This window comes from Aeromonas caviae (assembly GCF_000819785.1).
Lineage (GTDB): Bacteria > Pseudomonadota > Gammaproteobacteria > Enterobacterales > Aeromonadaceae > Aeromonas > Aeromonas caviae.
The window spans coordinates 50,100-69,710 of sequence record NZ_CDBK01000069.1; the positions used below are offsets into that span (position 1 = coordinate 50,100).

The window sequence follows — 19,611 nt, forward strand, 5'->3', positions numbered from 1 at the left end:
TACTATGCGTTCTATCGACTTTTCTCCGCTCTATCGTTCTGCCATCGGTTTCGATCGTCTGGCCACTCTCATCGAATCTGCCGCCAGCAATGGCAATGCCGGCTATCCCCCCTACAACATCGAGCAGCTGGGTGACAGCGACTACCGCATCAGCATGGCGGTGGCGGGCTTTACCCAGGAAGAGCTGGAGCTGAGCTTCCAGGAAAATCTGCTGACGGTGAAGGGCAGCAAGCAGGCCGACACCGAGCGCAACTACCTCTACCAAGGCATTGCCGAACGCGGCTTCGAGCGTCGCTTCCAGCTGGCCGACTATGTGCGGGTGAAGGGGGCCGACCTGAAGAACGGTCTGCTGCACATCGACCTGGTGCGCGAAGTGCCCGAGGCGATGAAGCCCCGCAAGATCGAGATCAACGGCTGACAGCCTGACCTCGTTGCATTGCTGATGTTTCCCGGGTGCCGATGGCGGGCCCGTGGAGAGTAAACCCTGTTGCTTTATAGAAGGATAGGATCATGCGTAACCTCGATTTTTCTCATCTCTATTCCAATGCCGTCGGCTTCGAGCGGATGGCCCGCGAGCTGGAAGGCCTGTTCGATCAGAAGACCTCGGCCTACCCCCCGTACAACATCGAAAAGCGGGATGACGACAGCTACCTCATCACGGTTGCCGTGGCCGGTTTCGATCGCAATGAGCTGGAGCTGGAGACCGAAAACGGTACCCTCAAGGTGAAGGGGCGCAAGGTCGCCACCATGGGCGAGCGCCAGTTCCTCCATCAGGGGATCGCCGAGCGGGACTTCGAGCTCGCCTTCAAGCTGAGCCAGCACGTGGAAGCGCAGGGGGCCAGGCTGGAGCACGGTCTGCTGACCATAGAGCTGGCCCGGGAGCTGCCGGAAGCGCTCAAGCCCCGTGCCATCCCCATCGGCAAACCCGATCAGCTGGCACTGCCCGGTTAAACAACATCGCTGACCACCTGATAGAAAAGAGGCCTGCATCTGCAGGCCTCTTTTTTTCATGCCGAAGGGGGAATCAACCGGCGTAGAGGGCGTTGATCTCGTCGGCCAGGATGGCGATGCCGCGACGCACCAGATCTTCGCTCTGGGCATAGTTGAGGCGGATGCACTCCTGGCTGTGGCGCCACTCGGGGTCGTCGATGCCGGGGAAGAAGTAGTGGCCGGGCACGATCAGCAGGTTCTTCGCCTTCAGTCGCTCATACAGCTCCTGGCAGTGGATCGGCAGGTTTTCGAACCAGAGCCAGAGGAAGAGGGCTCCCTCCGGCTTGTGGATGTGGAAGCGCGGATCCGGAATGGCCTCGCGCAGCAGCTGGACCGCGAAGGTGGCTTTCTGCTGGTAGAAGGGTTTCACCACCTGTTCGCTCAGGGTGATGATGTCACCGCTCTCGATCATCGGAATGGTGATGGCCGGACCCAGGCTGCCCGGCGCCAGATTGATGATGCCGCTCAGGTTGGTGATGGCCCGGATGATCTTCTCGTCGGCGATGACGATGCCGCAACGGGTACCCGGCAGGCCGAGCTTGGAGAGGCTCATGCAGAGGATGGTGTTGGCGTTCCAGAACGGCTTGGCGTCGCTGAAGATGATGCCGGGGAAAGGCACGCCGTAGGCATTGTCGATGAGGAGCGGGATCCCTTTGTCACGGGCGATCTGATCGAGGTGCTCGATCTCCTCGTCGGTGAGCACGTTGCCGGTGGGGTTGGTCGGCCGGGAGACACAGATCACCCCGATATCGTCGCCCACCTGCAGGCTCTCGAAATCAACGTGGTATTTGAACTGGCCGTCGGGCAGCTTCTCGATGGTGGGCTTGTAGGCGACGAAATGATCGTCCGAGAGGGCCGAGTCGGCATAGCCGATGTATTCGGGGGCCAGGGGGAACAGCACCTTCTTCTTGCGACCGTCGGCGAATTCGCCGGCCAGCAGGTTGAACAGATAGAAGAAGGCGTTCTGGCTGCCGTTGGTCAGGGCGATGTTGCGGGCGGAGATCTCCCAGCCCAGCTCCTTGCTGAGCAGGGCGGCCAGCGCCCTGGTGAACCTGTCCTTGCCCTGGGGGCCATCGTAGTTGGCCATGGCCTTGATCAGTTCGCCGTTGTCGAGCAGGGTATTGGCCTCGGCCTGAAAGCGTTCCAGCATGGCGGGGATGGGGGCCGGATTGCCACCTCCCAGCATGATGGCGTCGGGATTCAGCAGCCCTTGATTGAGGTCGTCCATGAGTTGGGTAATACCGGCGTGGCGAGTGAACTTCTCGCCGAACAAGGAGAATTCCATTCGGTGGCAAATCCAGAGTCAGTTAAGGGGGGAGCTAGCACCATAGCTCACTTCAAAAGCGGGTGTCGATCAAAAAAACGGGGCGTTTCACGTGGAACAGGGTTGCCATGATGGAGGTGGTAAAAAAAACCATTTATAGGTTTTAAAATAACCAATATTCGATTCAGGAAGGGGGGGGGCAGCATCAAAAAATTATTTATATCAATAAAATCATGCTGTTATAAATCTGGCACAACTATTGGAATAGTTATGTGGTCATCTCAACCACACCGGAGCACGCCAGATGAAGATCCTGATCGCTACCCTGATTGCCAGCAGCCTGAGCCTGAATGCCATGGCCGCCGAGAACCCCAGACCCGAGCTGGACAGCGCCGCCCTGCAACAGGAGATGCTGGCCTTGCAGCAGCAGGCCTCCCATGACGTGGTGGCAGAGGCCATCCACAACCTCAAGCCGCTGGCCCTGGAGACCCTGGTGGTGGAGGCGAGTTCGGCCGATGCGACTCACCCCGAGAGTTGAGGTAGCGCAAGGGGGTCTGCCCCGTGTGTTGCCTGAAGAAGGCGATGAAGGCGCTGTCGCTGGCGAACTCCAGCGCAGCGGCCACCCGGCTGATGGGCTCGGTTTCGGCCAGCAGCTCCATGGCCCGCAGCAGTCGCCACTGCTGGCGCCAGGCCTGGTAGCTCATGCCGGTCTCCCGCATGAAGATGCGGCCTATGGTCTTGTCACTGGCACCCACCCGCTCGGCCAGCTGGTTGAGCCGATCGGGCAGGGTGTCACCCTGCTTTATCTCCTGCAGCCAGCCGGTCAGACGCCCGTCTGACGGCAGCGGCAACTGCCAGGATTCCCGCGGCGCTTGCGCCAGCTCTTCTTTCAATAATGCCAGTGTGCAGGTTTGCTCTGCTTCCGGCTTGTCCCAGGGCCAGAGCGCCATCCGCTCGATGATCTCCCGCAGCAGCGGGTTGACCGCCAGCACCGCCATCTCGTTTGGCAACTCGGGCTCCGGCTGGAAGTAGAGGGAGCGATAGGCCACTACCCCGCGCATCAACACCCGGTGGGGCAGGCCTGCTGGCAACCAGGCCGCTCGCGTCGGCGGCAGCAGGCAGACCTGATCGTCCAGCTCTATGGTCATGCAGCCGGCCTGGGCGAACAGCAGCTGGTGGCGCTGGTGCTGATGGCGGCCGGAGTCGTGCCAGCCGAGGGCGGCGGCAATACCGATGGCGCTGCCGTCGTGCTGGTCCGGATCAAAGGGGTGATCGGGAAGAATAAAGGCCATGTGTCCGATTCTTGCTGTTTATAGTCCGCCTTATTGTAATTGGACATGTTATCCCTCTCTAGAATGGCGACCTCTTGTGAAGGAGGTGTGTCATGAACAACAGGTTGCCACCGCGCTGGCTGGTGGTCGGATTGATGATGTTTCCCCAGATAGTGGAGACCATCTACAGCCCGGTGCTGACCCATATCGCCACTGAGTTTCGGGTGAGCGAGGGGCAGGCGTCCCAGACCCTGTCGGTCTATTTTCTGGCGTTTGCGGCGGGCGTGGTCTGCTGGGGCAGGTTGTGCGATCTCATCGGGCGGCGTCCCGCCATGCTGGCGGGGTTGCTGACCTATGGCGCCGGCACCCTGCTGGCGTTGCTGGCCACTCAATTTGAAACCCTGCTGCTGGCCCGGGTCATCGCGGCCTTCGGCGCCGCCGTGGGTTCCGTGGTGACCCAGACCATGCTGCGCGACAGCTATCAGGGCAGCGATCTGGCGCGGGTCTTTTCGGTGATGGGCATCGCGCTCTCCCTGAGTCCTGTGCTAGGGCTGGTGAGCGGTGGCCTGCTTGCTGATGGCTTGGGTTATCTCGGGGTATTCGGCGCCCTGCTGGCGCTGGCAATCGGCTTGTTGCTGATGGCTTGCTGGCAACTGCCGGAAACCCGCCCGGCCACCACCCAAAGGGTCGCACTCTGGCCGCTGGCCTGCCGGATGGTGCGTGATACCGGCTTGTGGCGCAGCGCTGCCCTGGTCGCCCTGTTCAACACCATGCTGTTCGGCTACTACAGCCTGGCGCCGTTTCTGTTTGCCAGTCTGGGGTTGAGCGCGGGGGAATTTGGTTACTCCGGCATCGTGCTGGCGCTGGCGACCCTGGTGGGCAGCCTGCTCAACAAGCGCCTGCTGGGCCGTGGCTGGTCGCCTGCCTCGTTGATCCGGCTCGCTGCCGCGTTGGCGCTGGGGTCCGGCTGGCTGGTGTGGGCCAGTCAGACTTCGCTCTGGTTCCTGCTGCCCATGATGGGGGTGGTGGTGGCGTTCGGGCTAGCGATCCCCAATGTGCTGAGCCAGGCGCTGCTGGCCTATCGGGAGGTGGCGGGCAGTGCCGGGGCCCTGTTCGGGCTCGGTTACTACCTGCTGCTCAGCCTGGGGTTGGCGGTTGCAGCCAGCTTGCAGGATCTCGGGCTGCTGCTCGGGGGATGCGGTCTGCTGGCCCTGTGCTGCGGTTGGCGTCGTTCCACGTGAAACATCAGCTGCCGATAAAGCGGTAGCCGATGCCGGCTTCAGTTTCGATCAGGGTGGGTTGCTGGGGGTTATCTCCCAGCTTCTTGCGCAGGCTGGCGATGACGATGCGCAGGTAGTGGGTATCTTCCTTGTGGCTCGGTCCCCAGATGTCGATGAGCAGCTGGGTCTGTTGCACCAGCTTGCCGGGGTGGCACACCAGCGCCTGCAACAGGGCGAACTCCTTGCGGGAGAGGGGGATCTCCTCGCCCTGCAAGGTCACCTTGTGGCTGCTGCTGTCCAGGGTCAGGCCACAGTGGGGGAAGTGTCGACACTCGCCGCTGGTGGCACCGACGCGCTGGCGCAGCAGCACCCGGATACGGGCCATCATCTCCCCGACGCCGAACGGCTTGCTCATGTAGTCGTTGGCCCCCGCATCCAGCAGCCGCACCTTCTCCTGCTCCGAGTCCCGCGCCGAGAGCACCAGCACGGGATTGGCGTGGTGCTCGCGGATGGCGTGCAGGATTTGGATGCCATCACCGTCCGGCAGGCCCAGATCCAGGATCACCAGGTCGGGGTTGAGGTGGCGATACTGCGTCATCCCCTCGGTGACGCCGACCGCCTCACTCACCTGATGTCCTTCGGCGATCAGGCTGATCCGCAAAAAACGGCGGATGGCCGCCTCGTCGTCGATGACCAGTATGTGAGCCATTCAGCCTCCCGTTTGCTGATTGAAAAGGGCGGCGACCATCAGGCCGCCGGTGCGTTGAGGGCCAGCGGCAGGGAGATGCGCATGCAGGTGCCGTTGCCGTTGGGGCCGGCGAATGCCCAGATGCGGCCGCCGTGGACCTCTATCATAGCGCGGGAAATGGCGAGGCCAAGCCCGGTGCCGCGGCTGCCGCAGTCGCCGACCGGCTGGGTGTAGAACAGATTGAAGATCTTGTCCCGATCCGACTCGGCGATGCCGACCCCGATATCGATGATGTCGATGATGAGGTCGGGATCCGCCAGCATCACCTTGAACTCGATGGGGGTGCCGGCCGGCGAGTAGCGGGAGGCGTTGTCGAGGATGTTGACCAGCACCTGCTCGATCAGGGCGCCGTGCACATAGAGCCGGGGGATCTGCTGATCGAAGTGCACCAGCAGCTTGTGCTGGCGCCAGGAGGAGTCGAGCCGGCGGCGGGCGCTCTCCACCAGGTCCGCCAGGTCGACCCAGTCCCGTTTCAACTGGAAGTCCGGTGAGCCGATGCGGGTCATGTCCAGCAGGTTCTGCACATAGCCGTGCAGGCGGCGCGCCTCGTCCTGCACCGAGTGCAGCAGTTCGATGCGGTCCTCCGCACTTATCCGGTCCCCGTATTCCAGCAGGGTGCTGCCGGCCCCCATGATGGTGGCCAGCGGCGTCTTCAGGTCGTGGGAGACCGAGGAGAGCAGGGCGGCGCGCATCCGGTCGGTCTCCGCCTGCAACTGGCTGTCCGCCAGCCGCTCGTTGAGATCGATCCGCGCCAGGGCGGCGCGGATATCGGTGAGCAGAGCCTGCAGCTGGTGCTCGGCGGCGGAGGTGAGCGGGCTGGCCAGCCGGATGCCCAGCACCAGGTCATCGCCGAGGTGATGATACTGGGCCTCGGCGGCGTTGAGGGTGGCGGTATGGGCACCGGCGCTCTGCTTCTGGGCCAGGCACCAGTCAATGGCGGCCTTGTCGGTCTGGCCCGGCCCGGTCTGGGTGTCACCGGCCCGGTACTGGTAATCCCCATCGAGCGCGAACACGGGCTGCCCAAGGGCGAGGGCGATGGCCTGGGTTCCCTGTCTCAGCACGTCCACCGGGCTGCTGGCGGTGGCCAGCCCCTGGCTCAGGGAGAGCAGGGCGTTACCGAGCTGCTGGGTCTCGCGCAGACTGACCAGTTGCTGACGCTGGCGGGAGGCGAGGCGCCCGGCCGCGATGCCGACGATGAGCAGCACGAACAGGGTGAGCAGGTCGCTGTGGCTGGCCACGCTCAGGGAGAAGTAGGGGAAGGTGAACAGCAGGTTGTGGCCGACGAAGCCCAGCACGGCGGCCAGGATGGCGGGGACCAGGCTGGTGGTGAGCGCGGTGGCCAGCACCCCCAGCACGAACAGCATGGGCAGGGAGGCGGGGGGCAGCCAGTGGGAGAGGGCCCAGACCACGGCCGAGGTCCCCCCCATGATGGCCACCGCGAGCAGGCTCTGGCGAAGCTCACCCGGGCCTGCCGTTGGCAGGGTCAGGCCGGGCTTGCGCTTCTCGGTATCCACCAGCGTGATCTCGAATCCCTGCGCCTGTTTGAGCAGGTGCTGTACCAGGGATCGGCGCCAGGGCGGGTTGCGGGATTTGCCGAGCAGCAATTGGGAGACCTGCTGCTGTTCGGCGGTCTCCAGCAGGGCATCGGCCACGGCCGGGCTGGAGAGGGTCAGCACCCTGGCCCCCAACTGGGAGGCGAGGGCCAGCGCCTGCTCCAGCTCGGGGGAGCGTTGCCCCTTGCTGTCGATGTGCACCACCAGCCAGGGCAGTTGCCTGCGCTGGGCGAAGCGGTGGCCGTAACGCACCAGGGCGGCGCCGTGCTCATCCCCGATGCAGACCATCAGCTTGCCCCGCAGCGGCAGTGTGGTCTTGCCGGCCGCCTGCCACTGCAACTGCAGGTCTCCCTCCACGTGGCTGGCGGCGGTCTGCATCGCCAGCTCCCGCAGAGCGGTCAGGTTGTTGAGAGAGAAAAAGGATTGCAGGGCGGCCTTGGCCTGGTGGGGCACATAGACCTTGCCCTCCTTGAGGCGGCCGAGCAGCTCCTTGGGGGGCAGGTCGATCAGCACCAGGCTGTCGGCCTCCAGCAGCACCTGATCCGGCAGGGTCTCCTTGACCCTGACCCCGGTCAGCTGCCACACCAGATCGTTGAGGCTCTCCAGGTGCTGCACGTTGAGGGTGGTATAGACATCGATGCCGGCGCCCAGCAACTCCTCCACATCCTGCCAGCGCTTCTCATGGCGGCTGCCGGGGGCGTTGCTGTGGGCCAGCTCGTCCACCACGGCGATGGCGGGCTTGCGCGCCAGCAGACCGTCCAGATCCATCTCCTCCAGCCGCTGCTGGCGGTGCAGGTGCAGTGTGCGCGGCAGGATGGCGAGCTTGTCGAGCAGGGCCAGGGTCTCCTGGCGGCCGTGGGTCTCCACCACCCCGATCAGGATGTCGACTCCCTCCCTGGCCTGCTCCCGCACCGCCTGCAGCATGGCGTAGGTCTTGCCGACGCCGGGGGCCGCGCCGAGAAACACCTTCAGCTTGCCCCTGTGCTCCTGCTCCAGGCTCGCCAGCAGGGCGTCTGCCCTCACCTCATCACGCATCCCCGTGCTCCCGTTGCATCGGCCGAACTGCGGCCGTGACCTCATTGCTCATGCTTGTCCCCGTTGTCGAAAGGGAGCCTTCCCGAACGGCAAGGAGCGCCCTCAGGCGCCCTTTTGATGATCGAGTTGCAGGTTCAACTGGAGAATGTTGACCACCTGCGGGCCAAGGATACCAGCTTGTGCCGCCGACTTGACCTGCTCCGTCAACTGAACGGGATCCAGCCCCCGTTGCCCGGCGACCCTATCCACCTGGGCCAGCGCTGCATCGAGGGGCAGATGGGGATCGAGGCCGGAGGCGGAGCGGGTCAGCAGGGCGGGGACCCTGGCTTCCGGCTGCGCCCTGGCCGCAGCTGCGGCAAACTCGGCCCGTAGCGGCGAGCTCATCCCCAGGTTGCTTCCGCCGCCACCTATGGTGGCGAAATCGCTGGCGGAGGGGCGGGAGTGGAAGTAGTCGGCCCGCTCGAATTTCTGGGCCAGCAGGGCGCTGCCGACCACCTGCTGCTTGGCGTTGGTGAGCAGGCTGCCGTTGGCCTGCCAGGGGAAGAGCAGCTGGGCCAGCCCGGTGACGGCCAGCGGATATGCCACCCCCAGCAGCAGGGTCAGGGTCAGCAGGGTTCTGATTGCGATCATGATGTGTTTGCTCCAAATGTGTTGGGTGGATGCGGGCCTGCCCCGCATCCGGTGATGCCGTTACACCAGCCCCAGGCCGGTGATGACCAGGTCGATCAGCTTGATACCTATGAAAGGCACTATCAGGCCGCCGACGCCGTAGATCAGCAGGTTGCGGCGCAGCAGGCTGGCCGCCGTTCCCTTCAGGCTGACCCCGCGCAGGGCCAGCGGCACCAGCGCGACGATGATCAGGGCGTTGAAGATGATGGCCGACAGGATGGCGCTCTCCGGGCTGCCCAGCTGCATCAGGTTCAGCGCCCCCAGCTGTGGATAGGCGGCGATGAACAAGGCCGGCAGGATGGCGAAGTACTTGGCCACGTCGTTGGCGATGGAGAAGGTGGTCAGGGCGCCACGGGTCACCAGCAGCTGCTTGCCCACCAGCACCACGTCCAGCAGCTTGGTGGGGTTGGAGTCGAGATCCACCAGGTTGCCCGCCTCCTTGGCGGCCTGGGTCCCCTCGTTCATGGCCAGCCCTACGTCGGCCTGGGCCAGCGCCGGTGCGTCGTTGGCGCCGTCCCCGCACATGGCGACCAGCCGGCCGTCGGCCTGCTCCTGACGGATGTAGGCCAGCTTCTTCTCCGGCGTCGCCTCGGCGATGAAGTCATCTACCCCGGCTTCGGCGGCGATGGCGGCGGCGGTCAGCGGGTTGTCACCGGTGATCATCACGGTGCGGATCCCCATGTGGCGTAGGGTCTGGAAGCGGGCCTTGATGCCCGGCTTGATGATGTCCTTGAGGTACACCACCCCCAGCAACTTCTCGTGGGTGCAGACCAGCAGCGGGGTACCCCCCTGGCGGGCGATGTTGTCCACCGATTTTAGGATGAGCTCCGGCACCGCCTTGCGATCGAGGGAGAGGTAGCGTAGCACCGCGTCCACCGCCCCCTTGCGATAGTGATGGCCGTTGCGATCCAGCCCGCTCAGCCGGGTCTCGGCGCTGAAGGGGATGAGGATGTCGCTCTCCAGCTGGCTCGGTCTGGTGTGGCTCTTGCCCGCCAGGGTCAGGATGGATTTGCCCTCCGGCGTGTTGTCGCCGAGCGAGGCCAGCATGGCGGCCTGGGCCAGCAGGGAGGGGTCCACGCCGGGGGCCGGGATCAGCTCGTCCGCCATCCGGTTGCCGAAGGTGATGGTGCCGGTCTTGTCCAGCAGCAGGGTGCGCACGTCGCCGGCGGCTTCCACCGCCCGGCCCGACTTGGCGATCACGTTGAGCTTCACCAGCCGGTCCATGCCGGCGATGCCGATGGCGGAGAGCAGGCCGCCGATGGTGGTCGGGATCAGGGTGATGAACAGCGCCAGCAGATAGAGCCGGGGCACCTGGGTGCCGTTGTAGTCGAGGAACCAGGGCAGGGTGGCCACCACCAGCAGGAAGATCAGGGTCAGCCCTACCAGCAGGGCGTCCAGCGCCATCTCGTTGGGGGTCTTCTGCCGCTTGGCCCCTTCCACCAGGGCAATCATGCGATCCAGGGTACTTTCGCCCGGGTTGTTGGTGATACGCACCCAGATCTCGTCGGAAACGACGGTGGTGTTGCCGGTCACGCCGCTGCGGTCGGTGCCGGACTCGCGGATGACGGGGGCGGATTCGCCGGTGATGGCCGCCTCGTTAACCGAGGCGATGCCGGCGACCACTTCGCCGTCGGCGGGGATCATTTCGCCGCTGCGCACCAGCACCAGATCGCCCTTGAGCAGGCTGGTGGCCGGTACCCACTCGCCCTTGTCATCCTGCGGGCTGGTGACCCGACGAGCCTTGAGCTGGCTCATGCCGGCCTTCAGACTGTCGGCCCGCGCCTTGCCGCGCCCCTCGGCCAGGGTCTCGGCGAAGTTGGCAAACCAGAGGGTGAGCCAGAGCCAGGCGGTCAGCTGCCAGGCCAGAGAAGGAGCGACGCCGGAGAGCGGTTGCCCCAGCAGCGACTCCAGGGTCGCCATCACGGCCGCCAGCCAGAGAGTGAACAGGATGGGGCTGCCAAACAGCGCCCTGGGATTGAAGCGATAGAGGGCTTCCACCATGGCCTGCAGGATCTGTGATTTCTGTTTCTTGCCCTTCACCTGAATGGTGTCGGTGCTCATTGAAGCGGATTTGCTCATTGGAAAGCTCCCTGCATCGAATAGTTGGTCACGCAGATCAGTCGGAGGTGCAGCATCAGAAGGCTCCTCCCAGCAGGCTCAGGTGTTCCGCCACCGGGCCCAACGCCAGCACCGGCAGGAAGGAGAGACCCCCCATCAGGAGCACGGTGACAATCAGCAGGGTGATGAAGAGCGGGCCGCTGATCGGGAAGTCCCCTTCGCTCGTCTCCTGGCGCGGGGCGCGGGCTAGCTGGCCGGCGATGGCCAGTACCGGAATGATGTAGCCGAAACGGCCGAGCAGCATGGCCAGCCCGATGGCGATGCACTGCCAGCTGTCGGCGGCGGCAAAGCCGGCGAAGGCGGAGCCGTTGTTGCCGGCGGCCGAGGCGTAGGCATAGATCAGTCGTGACAGGCCGTGGGGGCCGTCGTGACCGATGACGGTGGCGGAGTTCGGCATCAGCAGGGTAATGCCGCCGATCACCAATACCCCGACCGGCATCACCAGCATGCTGGCGACCACCCACTTCATCTCGGTGATGCCGAGCCGTTTGCCCAGATAGGTCGGAGTGCGCCCCACCATCAGGCCGCACAGGAACACGGTCAGCAGCACGAACAGCATCATGCCGTAGATGCCGGCACCGACGCCGCCGAACACCACTTCACCCAGCAGCATGTTGATCATGCCGACCATGCCGCCGAGGGGGGTGAAGCTGTCGTGCATGGCGTTGACCGAGCCGTTGGAGGCGGCGGTGGTGGCCACTTCCCAGATGCTGGACAGCACGGGGCCGAAGCGACTCTCCTTGCCTTCCCAGTTGCCGGCTTCGCTGGTGAGGTGGGCGAGGGCGGGATCCGGTTTCAGCTCCTGGCCGATGGCGAGGCAGAGCCCCAGCACCAGCATGATGGTCATGGCGATGAGGATGGCGCGGCTGTGGGCCAGATCCTTCACGTAACGGCCCAGGGTGCAGACCATGGCGGCGGCCAGGGTCAGCAGGGCGACCATTTCCAGCCAGTTGGAGAGGGCGGTCGGGTTCTCGAACGGATGGGCCGAGTTGATGCCGAAGAAGCCGCCGCCGTTGGAGCCGAGCTGCTTGATGGCGATCTGGGAGGCGGCCGGGCCGATCGGCAGCAGCTGCTCCTGACCTTCCAGGGCGTGGAACGGCAGGTAGGCCGACAGGCTCTGGGGCACCCCCTGCCATACCAGCAGCAGCGCCAGGATCAGCGCCATCGGCAGCAGCACGTAGAGGCAGAAGCGCACCAGATCCTGCCAGAAGTTGCCAAGGTGGGTGGTCTGCTGGCGGGCGATGCCGCGAAACAGGGCGATGGCGACGGCGGCGCCTGTGGCGGCGGAGACGAAGTTCTGGGTGGTGAGCCCCACCATCTGGCTGAAGTAGGAGAGGCTGGCTTCGCCGGAGTAGGCCTGCCAGTTGGTGTTGGTCATGAAGCTGACCGCGGTGTTGAAGGCGAGTTGCCAGTTCAACCCTGGCAGTTGCTGCGGGTTGAGGGGCAGGAGCCCCTGCGCCATCAGGATCAGGAACAGCAGGCCGAAACCGGCGCCGTTGAAAGCCAGCAGGCTGAGGGCGTAGGACTTCCAGTCCTGCTCGCGCCCGTCCGTGCCGCAGCAGGCCAGGGTGGCGCGCTCAAGCGGGGCCAGCCAGCGACTCTTGCCTTCAAATACCCGATACAGGTAGTTGCCAAGCAGAGGCGCCGGCAGCAGCACCAGCAGCACGAACGCGACGGGATAGATGATCTCTTGCCACATATCCGGTTCCTCACTCATGAGTGCGCGCGAGGGCGCGCAGCAGATAGCCCGCGAGGGCGAGGACCAGCAGCAGATATAGCCAATTCATAACGACTCCGTTGAGGTAATTAGCGTCAGGGATCGATGCATATCCGTGTCGATCCCATGGGTCTCATTGACGCTGAAAGGGTATGTAAAACGGGCGTAAAGGCGCCATAAAGCCCAATTTGGCTGGCGTAAAATCGGCGTAAAGAAGGCGGGTTTTGTTGGCTGGTGGACGGGCAAGGCACAAAAAACCCGGCCTGGGCAGGGTTTTGGTAGCAAGTGGCGGAAGCTGACCCGATGGTGATGAGGTCAGCTTCAACCCCGCTTATCGCATGGTCACAAACTCTTCCGCGCTGGTCGGATGGTGAGTGGAAACACAGTTGTAGAAGCTGGTCTGATAATGACAGGCCAGCTTCAACCCCGCTTATCGCATGGTCACAAACTCTTCCGCACTGGTTGGATGAATGGCGACGCAGTTGTCGAAGTCCGCCTTGGTGGCACCCATCTTCATGGCGACGCCGAAGCCTTGCAGGATTTCATCCATGGCGAAGCCGATGCCGTGCAGGCCGACAACCTTCTCTTCCGGCCCGACGCAGACCAGTTTCATCCGGGTGGGCTGGCGATGCTGGGTCAGGGCCGAGTACATGGCGGTGAACTGGCTGCGGTAGACCTTCACCTGATCTTTCCCGTATTCGGCAACGGCTTCCGGCTCGGTCAGGCCGATGGTGCCGATGGGCGGGTGGCTGAACACCACGGTCGGCACCAGATCGTAGTTGAGGTGCTCGCCCGGCTTGTTGTTGAACAGCCGCTCCGAGAGGCGGCGGCCTGCCGCGACAGCCACCGGGGTGAGCTGGATGCGGCCGGTGTTGTCACCGACGGCATAGAGGTTGGCGACGGCGGTGTTCTGGAACTTGTCGGTGGGGATGAAGCCCTTTTCGTCCAGGGTGATGCCGGTGGCAGCCAGATTGAGGTTGTCGGTGGCGGGCACGCGACCGATGGCCCAGATGAGGCAGTCGACGGTGAGGTGGCGACCATCTTCCAGTTGCAGGGTCAGGCTGTCGTCGGCGTTCTTGATGACGGCCTTGGGAATGGCGTGGGTGTGCAGCTTGGGCCCTTCCTGCGCCATGATCTCCACCAGGGTCTCGTGGATCATGGGGTCGAAGTTGCGCAGCGGCGCATGCTTGCGCACCACCAGATGGGTCTCGGAGCCAAGAGCCTGCATCACGCCTGCGATCTCCACGGCGATATAGCCGGCACCCACCACGGCAACCCGTTTGGGCTGGCTTTTCAGGTCGAAGAAACCGTCGGAGTCGATACCCAGTTCGGCGCCCGGAATGGTCGGGACCTCGGGGCGGCCGCCGGTGGCAATCAGGATGTGATCGGCGCTGTAGTGCTCGCCGTTCACCTCGACGGTATGGCTGTCGATGAAGCGGGCGAAGCCCTTGATGACGGTGATCTGGTTCTTGCCCAGCACGTTCTGGTAGGACTGGTGAATGCGCCCGATATAGGCCTGACGGGATTCGACCAGCTTGGCCCAGCTGAAGTGGTTGAGCGTGGTGTCGAAGCCGTAGTCGGCGCCATATTTCAGGGCATCGGCGATCTGGCCTGCATACCACATGGCCTTCTTCGGTACGCAGCCGACGTTGACGCAGGTGCCACCCAGCTCTTTGGCTTCGATCAGGGCGACTTTCTTGCCGTACATGGCTGCCCGGTTGGCCGAGGCGATGCCGCCGCTGCCGCCACCGATGGCGATGTAGTCAAAATGCTGTGCCATTGCGAGGTTCTCCGCTCGTTAAGAATGCAGTCACAGCATGATGGGGACAAAGCGGCCGGCCCACAAGAGCCGGTGCTCAGTTCTGCTGGATGGGCAGGCGAATGTGGAACTGGGCACCCTGGCCTGGTTGGCTGGCGCAGTGGATGCGGCCACGCAGCAGCTGGACCACCAGGTTGTAGATGATATGGGTGCCGAGCCCGCTGCCACCCTGGCCCCGCTTGGAGGTGACGAAGGGATCGAAGATGCGCGGTAGTATCTCCGGGGGGATGCCGCGGCCGTTGTCACTGTAGTCGATGACCAGCTCGTCTCCCTGCTGCGCCACCTGGATGGTGATCTTTCTGGGCCTGTCCCAGCCATCGAAACCGTGATGGATGGAGTTGAGGATCAGGTTGGAATAGATCTGGGTGAAGCTGCCCGGGAAGGAGTAGATGCTCAGCTTGGGATCGCACTGGATGTCCACCTCGCACTGGGCCTTCTTGAGCTTGTAGCCGAGGGAGACCACCACCTGATGCAGGTTGTCGGCGAGGCTGAAGTTGTAGCGGGCCTCGGAGGACTGATCCACTGCCACCTGCTTGAAGCTGGCGATGAGCTCGGAGGCGCGGCGCAGGTTACCTTGCAGCAGTTGCATCGACTCGTCGAGATTCTGGGTGAATTCGTTGAGGTAGGTGCGGGAGAGCTGCTTGGCCTCGATATGCTGCTTGAAGTCGGCCACCCGCTCCTGCAGGTAGGAGGAGGCGGTGACGCTGATGCCGATGGGGGTGTTGATCTCGTGGGCCACGCCGGCAACAAGGGATCCGAGGGAGGCCATCTTCTCCGACTCCACCAGGGTCTGCTGGGCCTGCTTGAGATCGTCATAGGCCTTGCCCAGCTGGTCGTTGGCATCGCTCAGGCTGCGGGTGCGTTCCGCCACCTTGCCTTCCAGCTGCTCGTTGAACAGGGTGATCTCCCGCTCGACCTTTTTGAGGGGGGTGATGTCATAACCAAAGCCGATCAGGTACTTGAGGTTGGGCCCCTCGTAGAAGGGAGCGAAGGTCCACTGCAGTACCAGCTCGTTGCCCTGCTGGTCGTGCATGGTGATCTCCCTGTCCTCCAGGGCGCCCTGATCGGCCAGGGTGGCGGCCAGCTCGTCACGCTGCTCCTTGCTGACGAAGAGATCCAGCCAGTTGTGCTGCAACAGCTCCTGGTGGTGATAGCCGGTGAGCAGGATAGCCGCCGGGTTGATGCTGGCGATGTTGAGATCCGGCTCCATGCAGCAGATGACCATGTTGGCGGAGTTGATCAGGGTGGCGGAGAAGTCCCGCTCCTGCTGGAGCTGATCGGCGGCCTGATGGCGGGCCGTGAACTCGTCGTTCAGCCGGGTGCGCATCTGGTTGAGGGTGGCGGCCAGGGTATCGAATTCGTCAGGGGACTTGCGGGGCAGGGGGCGACCTTCCAGGGTCAGCTCCACCGCGAGGCGATCCAGGCTCAGTTTCTGGGCATAGCTGACGATGCGGTTGATATGACGGATCACCAGATAGTAGATGATGACCAGGATGCAGAACGAGACGACCAGGGTCTTGATGGTCTGGCTGACCAGGATCAGCACGGATTTCTCGATGAGGCGCTGGTAGACCTGCTCCAGGGAGGCGGCGACGAAAAGCTTGCCGACCACTTCCCCCTGATAGCTCAGGGTGAACTCGCGGGAGATGTCGTATTGGGGCTGCTCCACCCCCTGGGTGAGCAGGGGCACTTCCGAATTGCCCAGCATCTCCTTGACCATGACGAACTGCATGTTGGGCAGGTTCATGATGCCCTCGATCTGCACCTTCACCTGCTCTTCATCCAGATTCCAGAGACTGGCCGAGATGGGTTGCAGGAAGGAGGCCTCGATCTGGCCGATGCTGGCCTCGATGACGGTCACATCCTTGTTGTAGTCCCAGGCGAGCTGAAGCACGGTGATGAGCAGTGCCAGCACCGTACTGCAGATCAGAATGTAGGAAAGCAGACGATAAGAGAGTCCGTTAAGGCCGACGGCCTTGGAGAAGATTCCTGACATGGCGTCCTTGCGGTCTGGATTGAGTGCGGTTTAGTTTAACTGCTTCATGGACTTATGTCGTGTGTCATCCAATGGATAAAAATAAGGCCCCTTTCGGGGCCTTGTTTGTGTGGGCTGGGATCAGTGACCGCCCTTGGCTTTTGCCGGGATGGATTCGTCGAATTCCGGCAGCGGCTTGTGCTCGGATGCCAGGAAGGTGTAGATGACCGGCAGCACGAACAGGGTGAACAGGGTGCCGATGGCCAGACCCGCCACGATGACGATGCCGATGCTGAAGCGCTGTGCCGCCCCCGCACCCGAGGCATAGAGCAGCGGGATAAGGCCTGCGATCATCGCCGCCGTGGTCATCAGGATGGGGCGCAGACGGACCTTGGCAGCCTGCATCACGGCTTGCATCCGGTTCAGACCATGCAGCAGCTGCTCCTCCTTCGCCACCTCGCAGATCAGAATACCGTGCTTGGTAATCAGACCGACGAGGGTGATGAGACCGACCTGGGAGTAGATGTTCATGGTGGCCATGCCCCACGCCAGAGCGATCAGTGCGCCACTGATGGCCAGCGGCACCGACACCATGATGACCAGCGGGTCACGCACGGATTCGAACTGGATCGCCAGCACCAGGAAGATGATGGCCAGGGCCAGGGCGAAGGTGGCGTAGAGCGCATTCCCTTCGGTCACGAACTGGCGGGCTTCCCCCATGAAGTCGTAACGATAGCCTTGGGGCAGCTTCTCTTCCGCGGTCGCCTTGAACCAGTTGATCGCATCCCCCATGGCCACGCCAGGTGCCGGCACGGCGCCGATGGTGGCGGAGTTCAGCTGGTTGAAGTGGGGCAGGGCACGGGGCTCTCCCTTCACTTCAATCTTGATCAGGCTGCCCAGCGGGATCGACTTGCCGTCGGCGGCACGCACGTAGTAGCCCTTGATGGACTCGGGGTTGAGACGGAACTTGCGCTCCACCTGCGGGATCACCTCGTAGGAGCGGCCATCCAGGTCGATACGGTTGACGTAACCGTCCGCCATCATGGTGCCCATGGTGATGCCGATGTCCTGCATGGTGATGCCGTAGGCACCCGCCTTGTCCTTGTCGATGCTGATCTTCATGGTGGCCGAGTCGTAGTTCAGATCGAGATCCGAATAGACGAACTGGCCGTTGGCCTGGGTTGCCGCCAGCATCTCACCCGCGATCAGGAACAGGCTCTCGAAGCTGTTCGGGGTGGTGATGACGAACTGGATGGGCAGACCGCTCGAGGCCCCCGGCAGTTCCGGGAACTGGAAGGTGGTGATGGCCATCCCGGGGATGTCCTTCACCAGACCGGCGACCCGGTCCAGCACCTCTTTCTGGCTCGCTTCACGCTGGCTCCATGGCACCATGGAGGCGATACCGAACGCCTGGTTGGAGTTGAACACCCCCGAGAAGACCTGGGAGTAAGCGATCTCCGGCTGGTCGTCCAGGACTTTGTTCACGTCCGCCATGGTGTTTTCGATGTAGTCCAGGTTGGCGTTGGAAGGGGCCGTCCCCAGCACCGCCATGACGCCTTTGTCCTCGGACGGGGCCAGCTCGCTCGGAATGAACTTGAACAGCAGCGGCAGGCTGGCGAACACGATGACGGCAAACAGGATGACCACGATGCGCTTTTGCATCACGGCATGGAGCATGGCGTCGTAGCGGGCCGTCATCCGGTCCAGCAGATCGTGTACGGTACGCTCGAACTTGCCGGGCTCCTCGTTGGCCCTGAGCATCTTGGCGCACATCATGGGCGACAGGGTCAGGGCGATGATGCCCGAGACGAACACGGCGCCCGCCAGGGTCAGCGCGAACTCCTTGAACAGGGAGCCGGTGATGCCCCCCATCAGGGCGATGGGCGCATACACCGCCGCCAGGGTGACCGTCATGGCGATGACGGGCACGGCGATCTCCCGGGTACCTATGATGGCGGCCCGGAACGGCTCTTCCCCTTCCTTGATGTGACGGTCGACGTTCTCCAGCACCACGATGGCGTCATCCACCACCAGACCGATGGCCAGCACCATCGCCAGCAGGGTCATGAGGTTTATGGAGAAGCCGAACATGTCCATCATCATCACCACGCCGATGAGGCTCAGGGGAATGGTTATGATGGGGATGATGACCGCCCGGAACGAACCGAGGAACAGGGTGATCACCACCAGTACGATGGCGGCCGCCTCCAGTATGGTCTTGATGACCTCGTGGATGGATTCGTTGATGGCGATGGTGGAGTCATACAGGACGTTCACCTGCATGGTGCTCGGCATGTTGCGCTTCAGGCTCGGCAGCAGCTCCAGCACATCGTGGGCGATGTTGATGGGGTTGGCTGTCGGGGCTGCGTTGATGGCCAGCACTACGGCCTCGCGGCCGTTGGCGCTGGCGCGATAGATGTCGTGGCTCTTCTCCAGGGAGACCTTGGCGATGTCGGAGAGGCGGATCACCTTGCTGTCGCGGGTGGCGACCACCAGACGCTTGAGCTCTTCGATGTTGCCGACCTGGGTCTCGGCGTTGCCGTTGAACAGGGTGAAATAGCCGGTGGCCTGGCCGGTCGCGGACTGATAGTTGTTGCTGTTGAGCACCGTCATCACGTCGCTTGAGGTCAGGTCAAAGGCGGCCATCTTGGCCGGATCCAGCCACACCCGCAGGGCGAATTCGACCCCGCCATACAGATCCACCTTGGAGACCCCGCCCACGGTAAACAGCTGGGGCTTGATGACCCGCTCCAGGTAGTCGGTGATCTGGCTGGAGTTGAGCTCCGGGCTGGTGAAGCCCATGTAGAGCACCGCCGTGGTGGAGCCGGTGGAGGAGGTGACCGAAGGGTCTTCCGCCTCTTTGGGCAACTGGGAACGCACCGAGTTGACCTTGGCCAGGATGTCGGACAGCGCGGCGTTCGGATCGGTGTTGAGCTTCATGTACGCCGTCACCGTGGAACTGCCCAGCTGGCTCGAGGAGGTCATGAAGTCGATGTTGTCGGCCTGGGCGACCGCCTGCTCCAGAGGCTGGGTGATGAAGCCCTGGATCAGATCCGCACTGGCGCCATAGTAGCTGGTGTTGACCGTGATGACGGTATTGATCACCTCGGGGTATTCACGCACCTGCATCTTGAAGATGGCCTGGAAGCCCAGCAGGGCTATCAGGAAGCTGAGCGAGATCGCCAGCACAGGCCGTTTTATGAATATGTCAGTAAATCGCATCGCAGCTCTC

General features: G+C 63.4%; 14 protein-coding genes. 4 read left to right on the forward strand and 10 right to left on the reverse strand.

All coding sequences use genetic code 11. The features are described from left to right. Window positions 1-4 precede the first annotated feature (4 nt). Together BN1120_RS11120 and BN1120_RS11125 are read left to right on the forward strand one after the other, a co-directional pair. Complete coding sequence (locus tag BN1120_RS11120) at window positions 5-418, forward strand: Hsp20 family protein (protein ID WP_010672291.1); 414 nt, start codon at window positions 5-7, stop codon at window positions 416-418. 92 nt (window positions 419-510) lie between these two features. Next, on the forward strand, window positions 511-951 hold the full coding sequence (locus BN1120_RS11125; protein ID WP_042016141.1) for an Hsp20 family protein: 441 nt from the start codon (window positions 511-513) through the stop codon (window positions 949-951). Window positions 952-1,024: 73 nt separating this feature from the next. On the opposite strand, the gene BN1120_RS11130 is transcribed toward BN1120_RS11125, so the two are convergent. Further along, window positions 1,025-2,275: a valine--pyruvate transaminase gene (locus tag BN1120_RS11130; RefSeq protein ID WP_042016142.1), complete on the reverse strand. Its 1,251-nt coding sequence runs from the start codon at window positions 2,273-2,275 to the stop codon at window positions 1,025-1,027. A gap of 283 nt (window positions 2,276-2,558) precedes the next feature. On the opposite strand from BN1120_RS11130, the gene BN1120_RS20770 reads away from it, so the two are divergent. Next, window positions 2,559-2,792: a hypothetical protein gene (locus BN1120_RS20770; protein ID WP_041214189.1), complete on the forward strand. Its 234-nt coding sequence runs from the start codon at window positions 2,559-2,561 to the stop codon at window positions 2,790-2,792. On the opposite strand, the gene BN1120_RS11135 is transcribed toward BN1120_RS20770, so the two are convergent. Beyond that, window positions 2,722-3,546 carry an AraC family transcriptional regulator gene (locus BN1120_RS11135; RefSeq protein ID WP_042016144.1) on the reverse strand — a complete coding sequence of 275 codons (825 nt, stop codon included), beginning with the start codon at window positions 3,544-3,546 and terminating at the stop codon, window positions 2,722-2,724. The two genes, BN1120_RS20770 and BN1120_RS11135, sit on opposite strands and share 71 nt — an antisense overlap. A gap of 92 nt (window positions 3,547-3,638) precedes the next feature. Between BN1120_RS11135 and BN1120_RS11140 the strand changes: the two genes are divergently transcribed. Next, window positions 3,639-4,766 (forward strand): multidrug effflux MFS transporter, encoded by a 1,128-nt coding sequence (locus tag BN1120_RS11140; RefSeq protein ID WP_042016145.1) that lies wholly within the window; start codon window positions 3,639-3,641, stop codon window positions 4,764-4,766. Between the two features lie 4 nt (window positions 4,767-4,770). Here the strand turns inward: BN1120_RS11140 and BN1120_RS11145 are convergent, their stop codons facing one another. The 8 genes from BN1120_RS11145 to BN1120_RS11180 form a co-directional block, all read right to left on the reverse strand. Then, the gene (locus BN1120_RS11145; RefSeq protein ID WP_042016147.1) at window positions 4,771-5,454 is read right to left on the reverse strand and encodes a response regulator; all 684 of its coding nucleotides are present in this window, start codon (window positions 5,452-5,454) and stop codon (window positions 4,771-4,773) included. A gap of 38 nt (window positions 5,455-5,492) precedes the next feature. Continuing rightward, window positions 5,493-8,081 carry a sensor histidine kinase gene (locus BN1120_RS11150; protein ID WP_042016150.1) on the reverse strand — a complete coding sequence of 863 codons (2,589 nt, stop codon included), beginning with the start codon at window positions 8,079-8,081 and terminating at the stop codon, window positions 5,493-5,495. A gap of 102 nt (window positions 8,082-8,183) precedes the next feature. Continuing rightward, a complete protein-coding gene (locus BN1120_RS11155; protein ID WP_041212076.1) occupies window positions 8,184-8,711 on the reverse strand; it encodes a potassium-transporting ATPase subunit C in 528 nt (175 codons plus the stop codon). Between the two features lie 60 nt (window positions 8,712-8,771). Beyond that, a complete protein-coding gene (gene kdpB / locus BN1120_RS11160; RefSeq protein ID WP_042016152.1) occupies window positions 8,772-10,829 on the reverse strand; it encodes a potassium-transporting ATPase subunit KdpB in 2,058 nt (685 codons plus the stop codon). Between the two features lie 55 nt (window positions 10,830-10,884). Further along, window positions 10,885-12,567 (reverse strand): potassium-transporting ATPase subunit KdpA, encoded by a 1,683-nt coding sequence (kdpA, locus tag BN1120_RS11165; protein ID WP_042016154.1) that lies wholly within the window; start codon window positions 12,565-12,567, stop codon window positions 10,885-10,887. 448 nt (window positions 12,568-13,015) lie between these two features. Beyond that, complete coding sequence (gene gorA / locus BN1120_RS11170) at window positions 13,016-14,365, reverse strand: glutathione-disulfide reductase (protein ID WP_042016156.1); 1,350 nt, start codon at window positions 14,363-14,365, stop codon at window positions 13,016-13,018. 76 nt (window positions 14,366-14,441) lie between these two features. Then, entirely contained in the window at window positions 14,442-16,400 is a 1,959-nt protein-coding gene (locus BN1120_RS11175) for an ATP-binding protein (protein ID WP_042016159.1), read from the reverse strand. A 120-nt stretch (window positions 16,401-16,520) separates the two neighbouring features. Continuing rightward, on the reverse strand, window positions 16,521-19,601 hold the full coding sequence (locus BN1120_RS11180; RefSeq protein ID WP_039040660.1) for a multidrug efflux RND transporter permease subunit: 3,081 nt from the start codon (window positions 19,599-19,601) through the stop codon (window positions 16,521-16,523). Window positions 19,602-19,611: the final 10 nt, after the last annotated feature.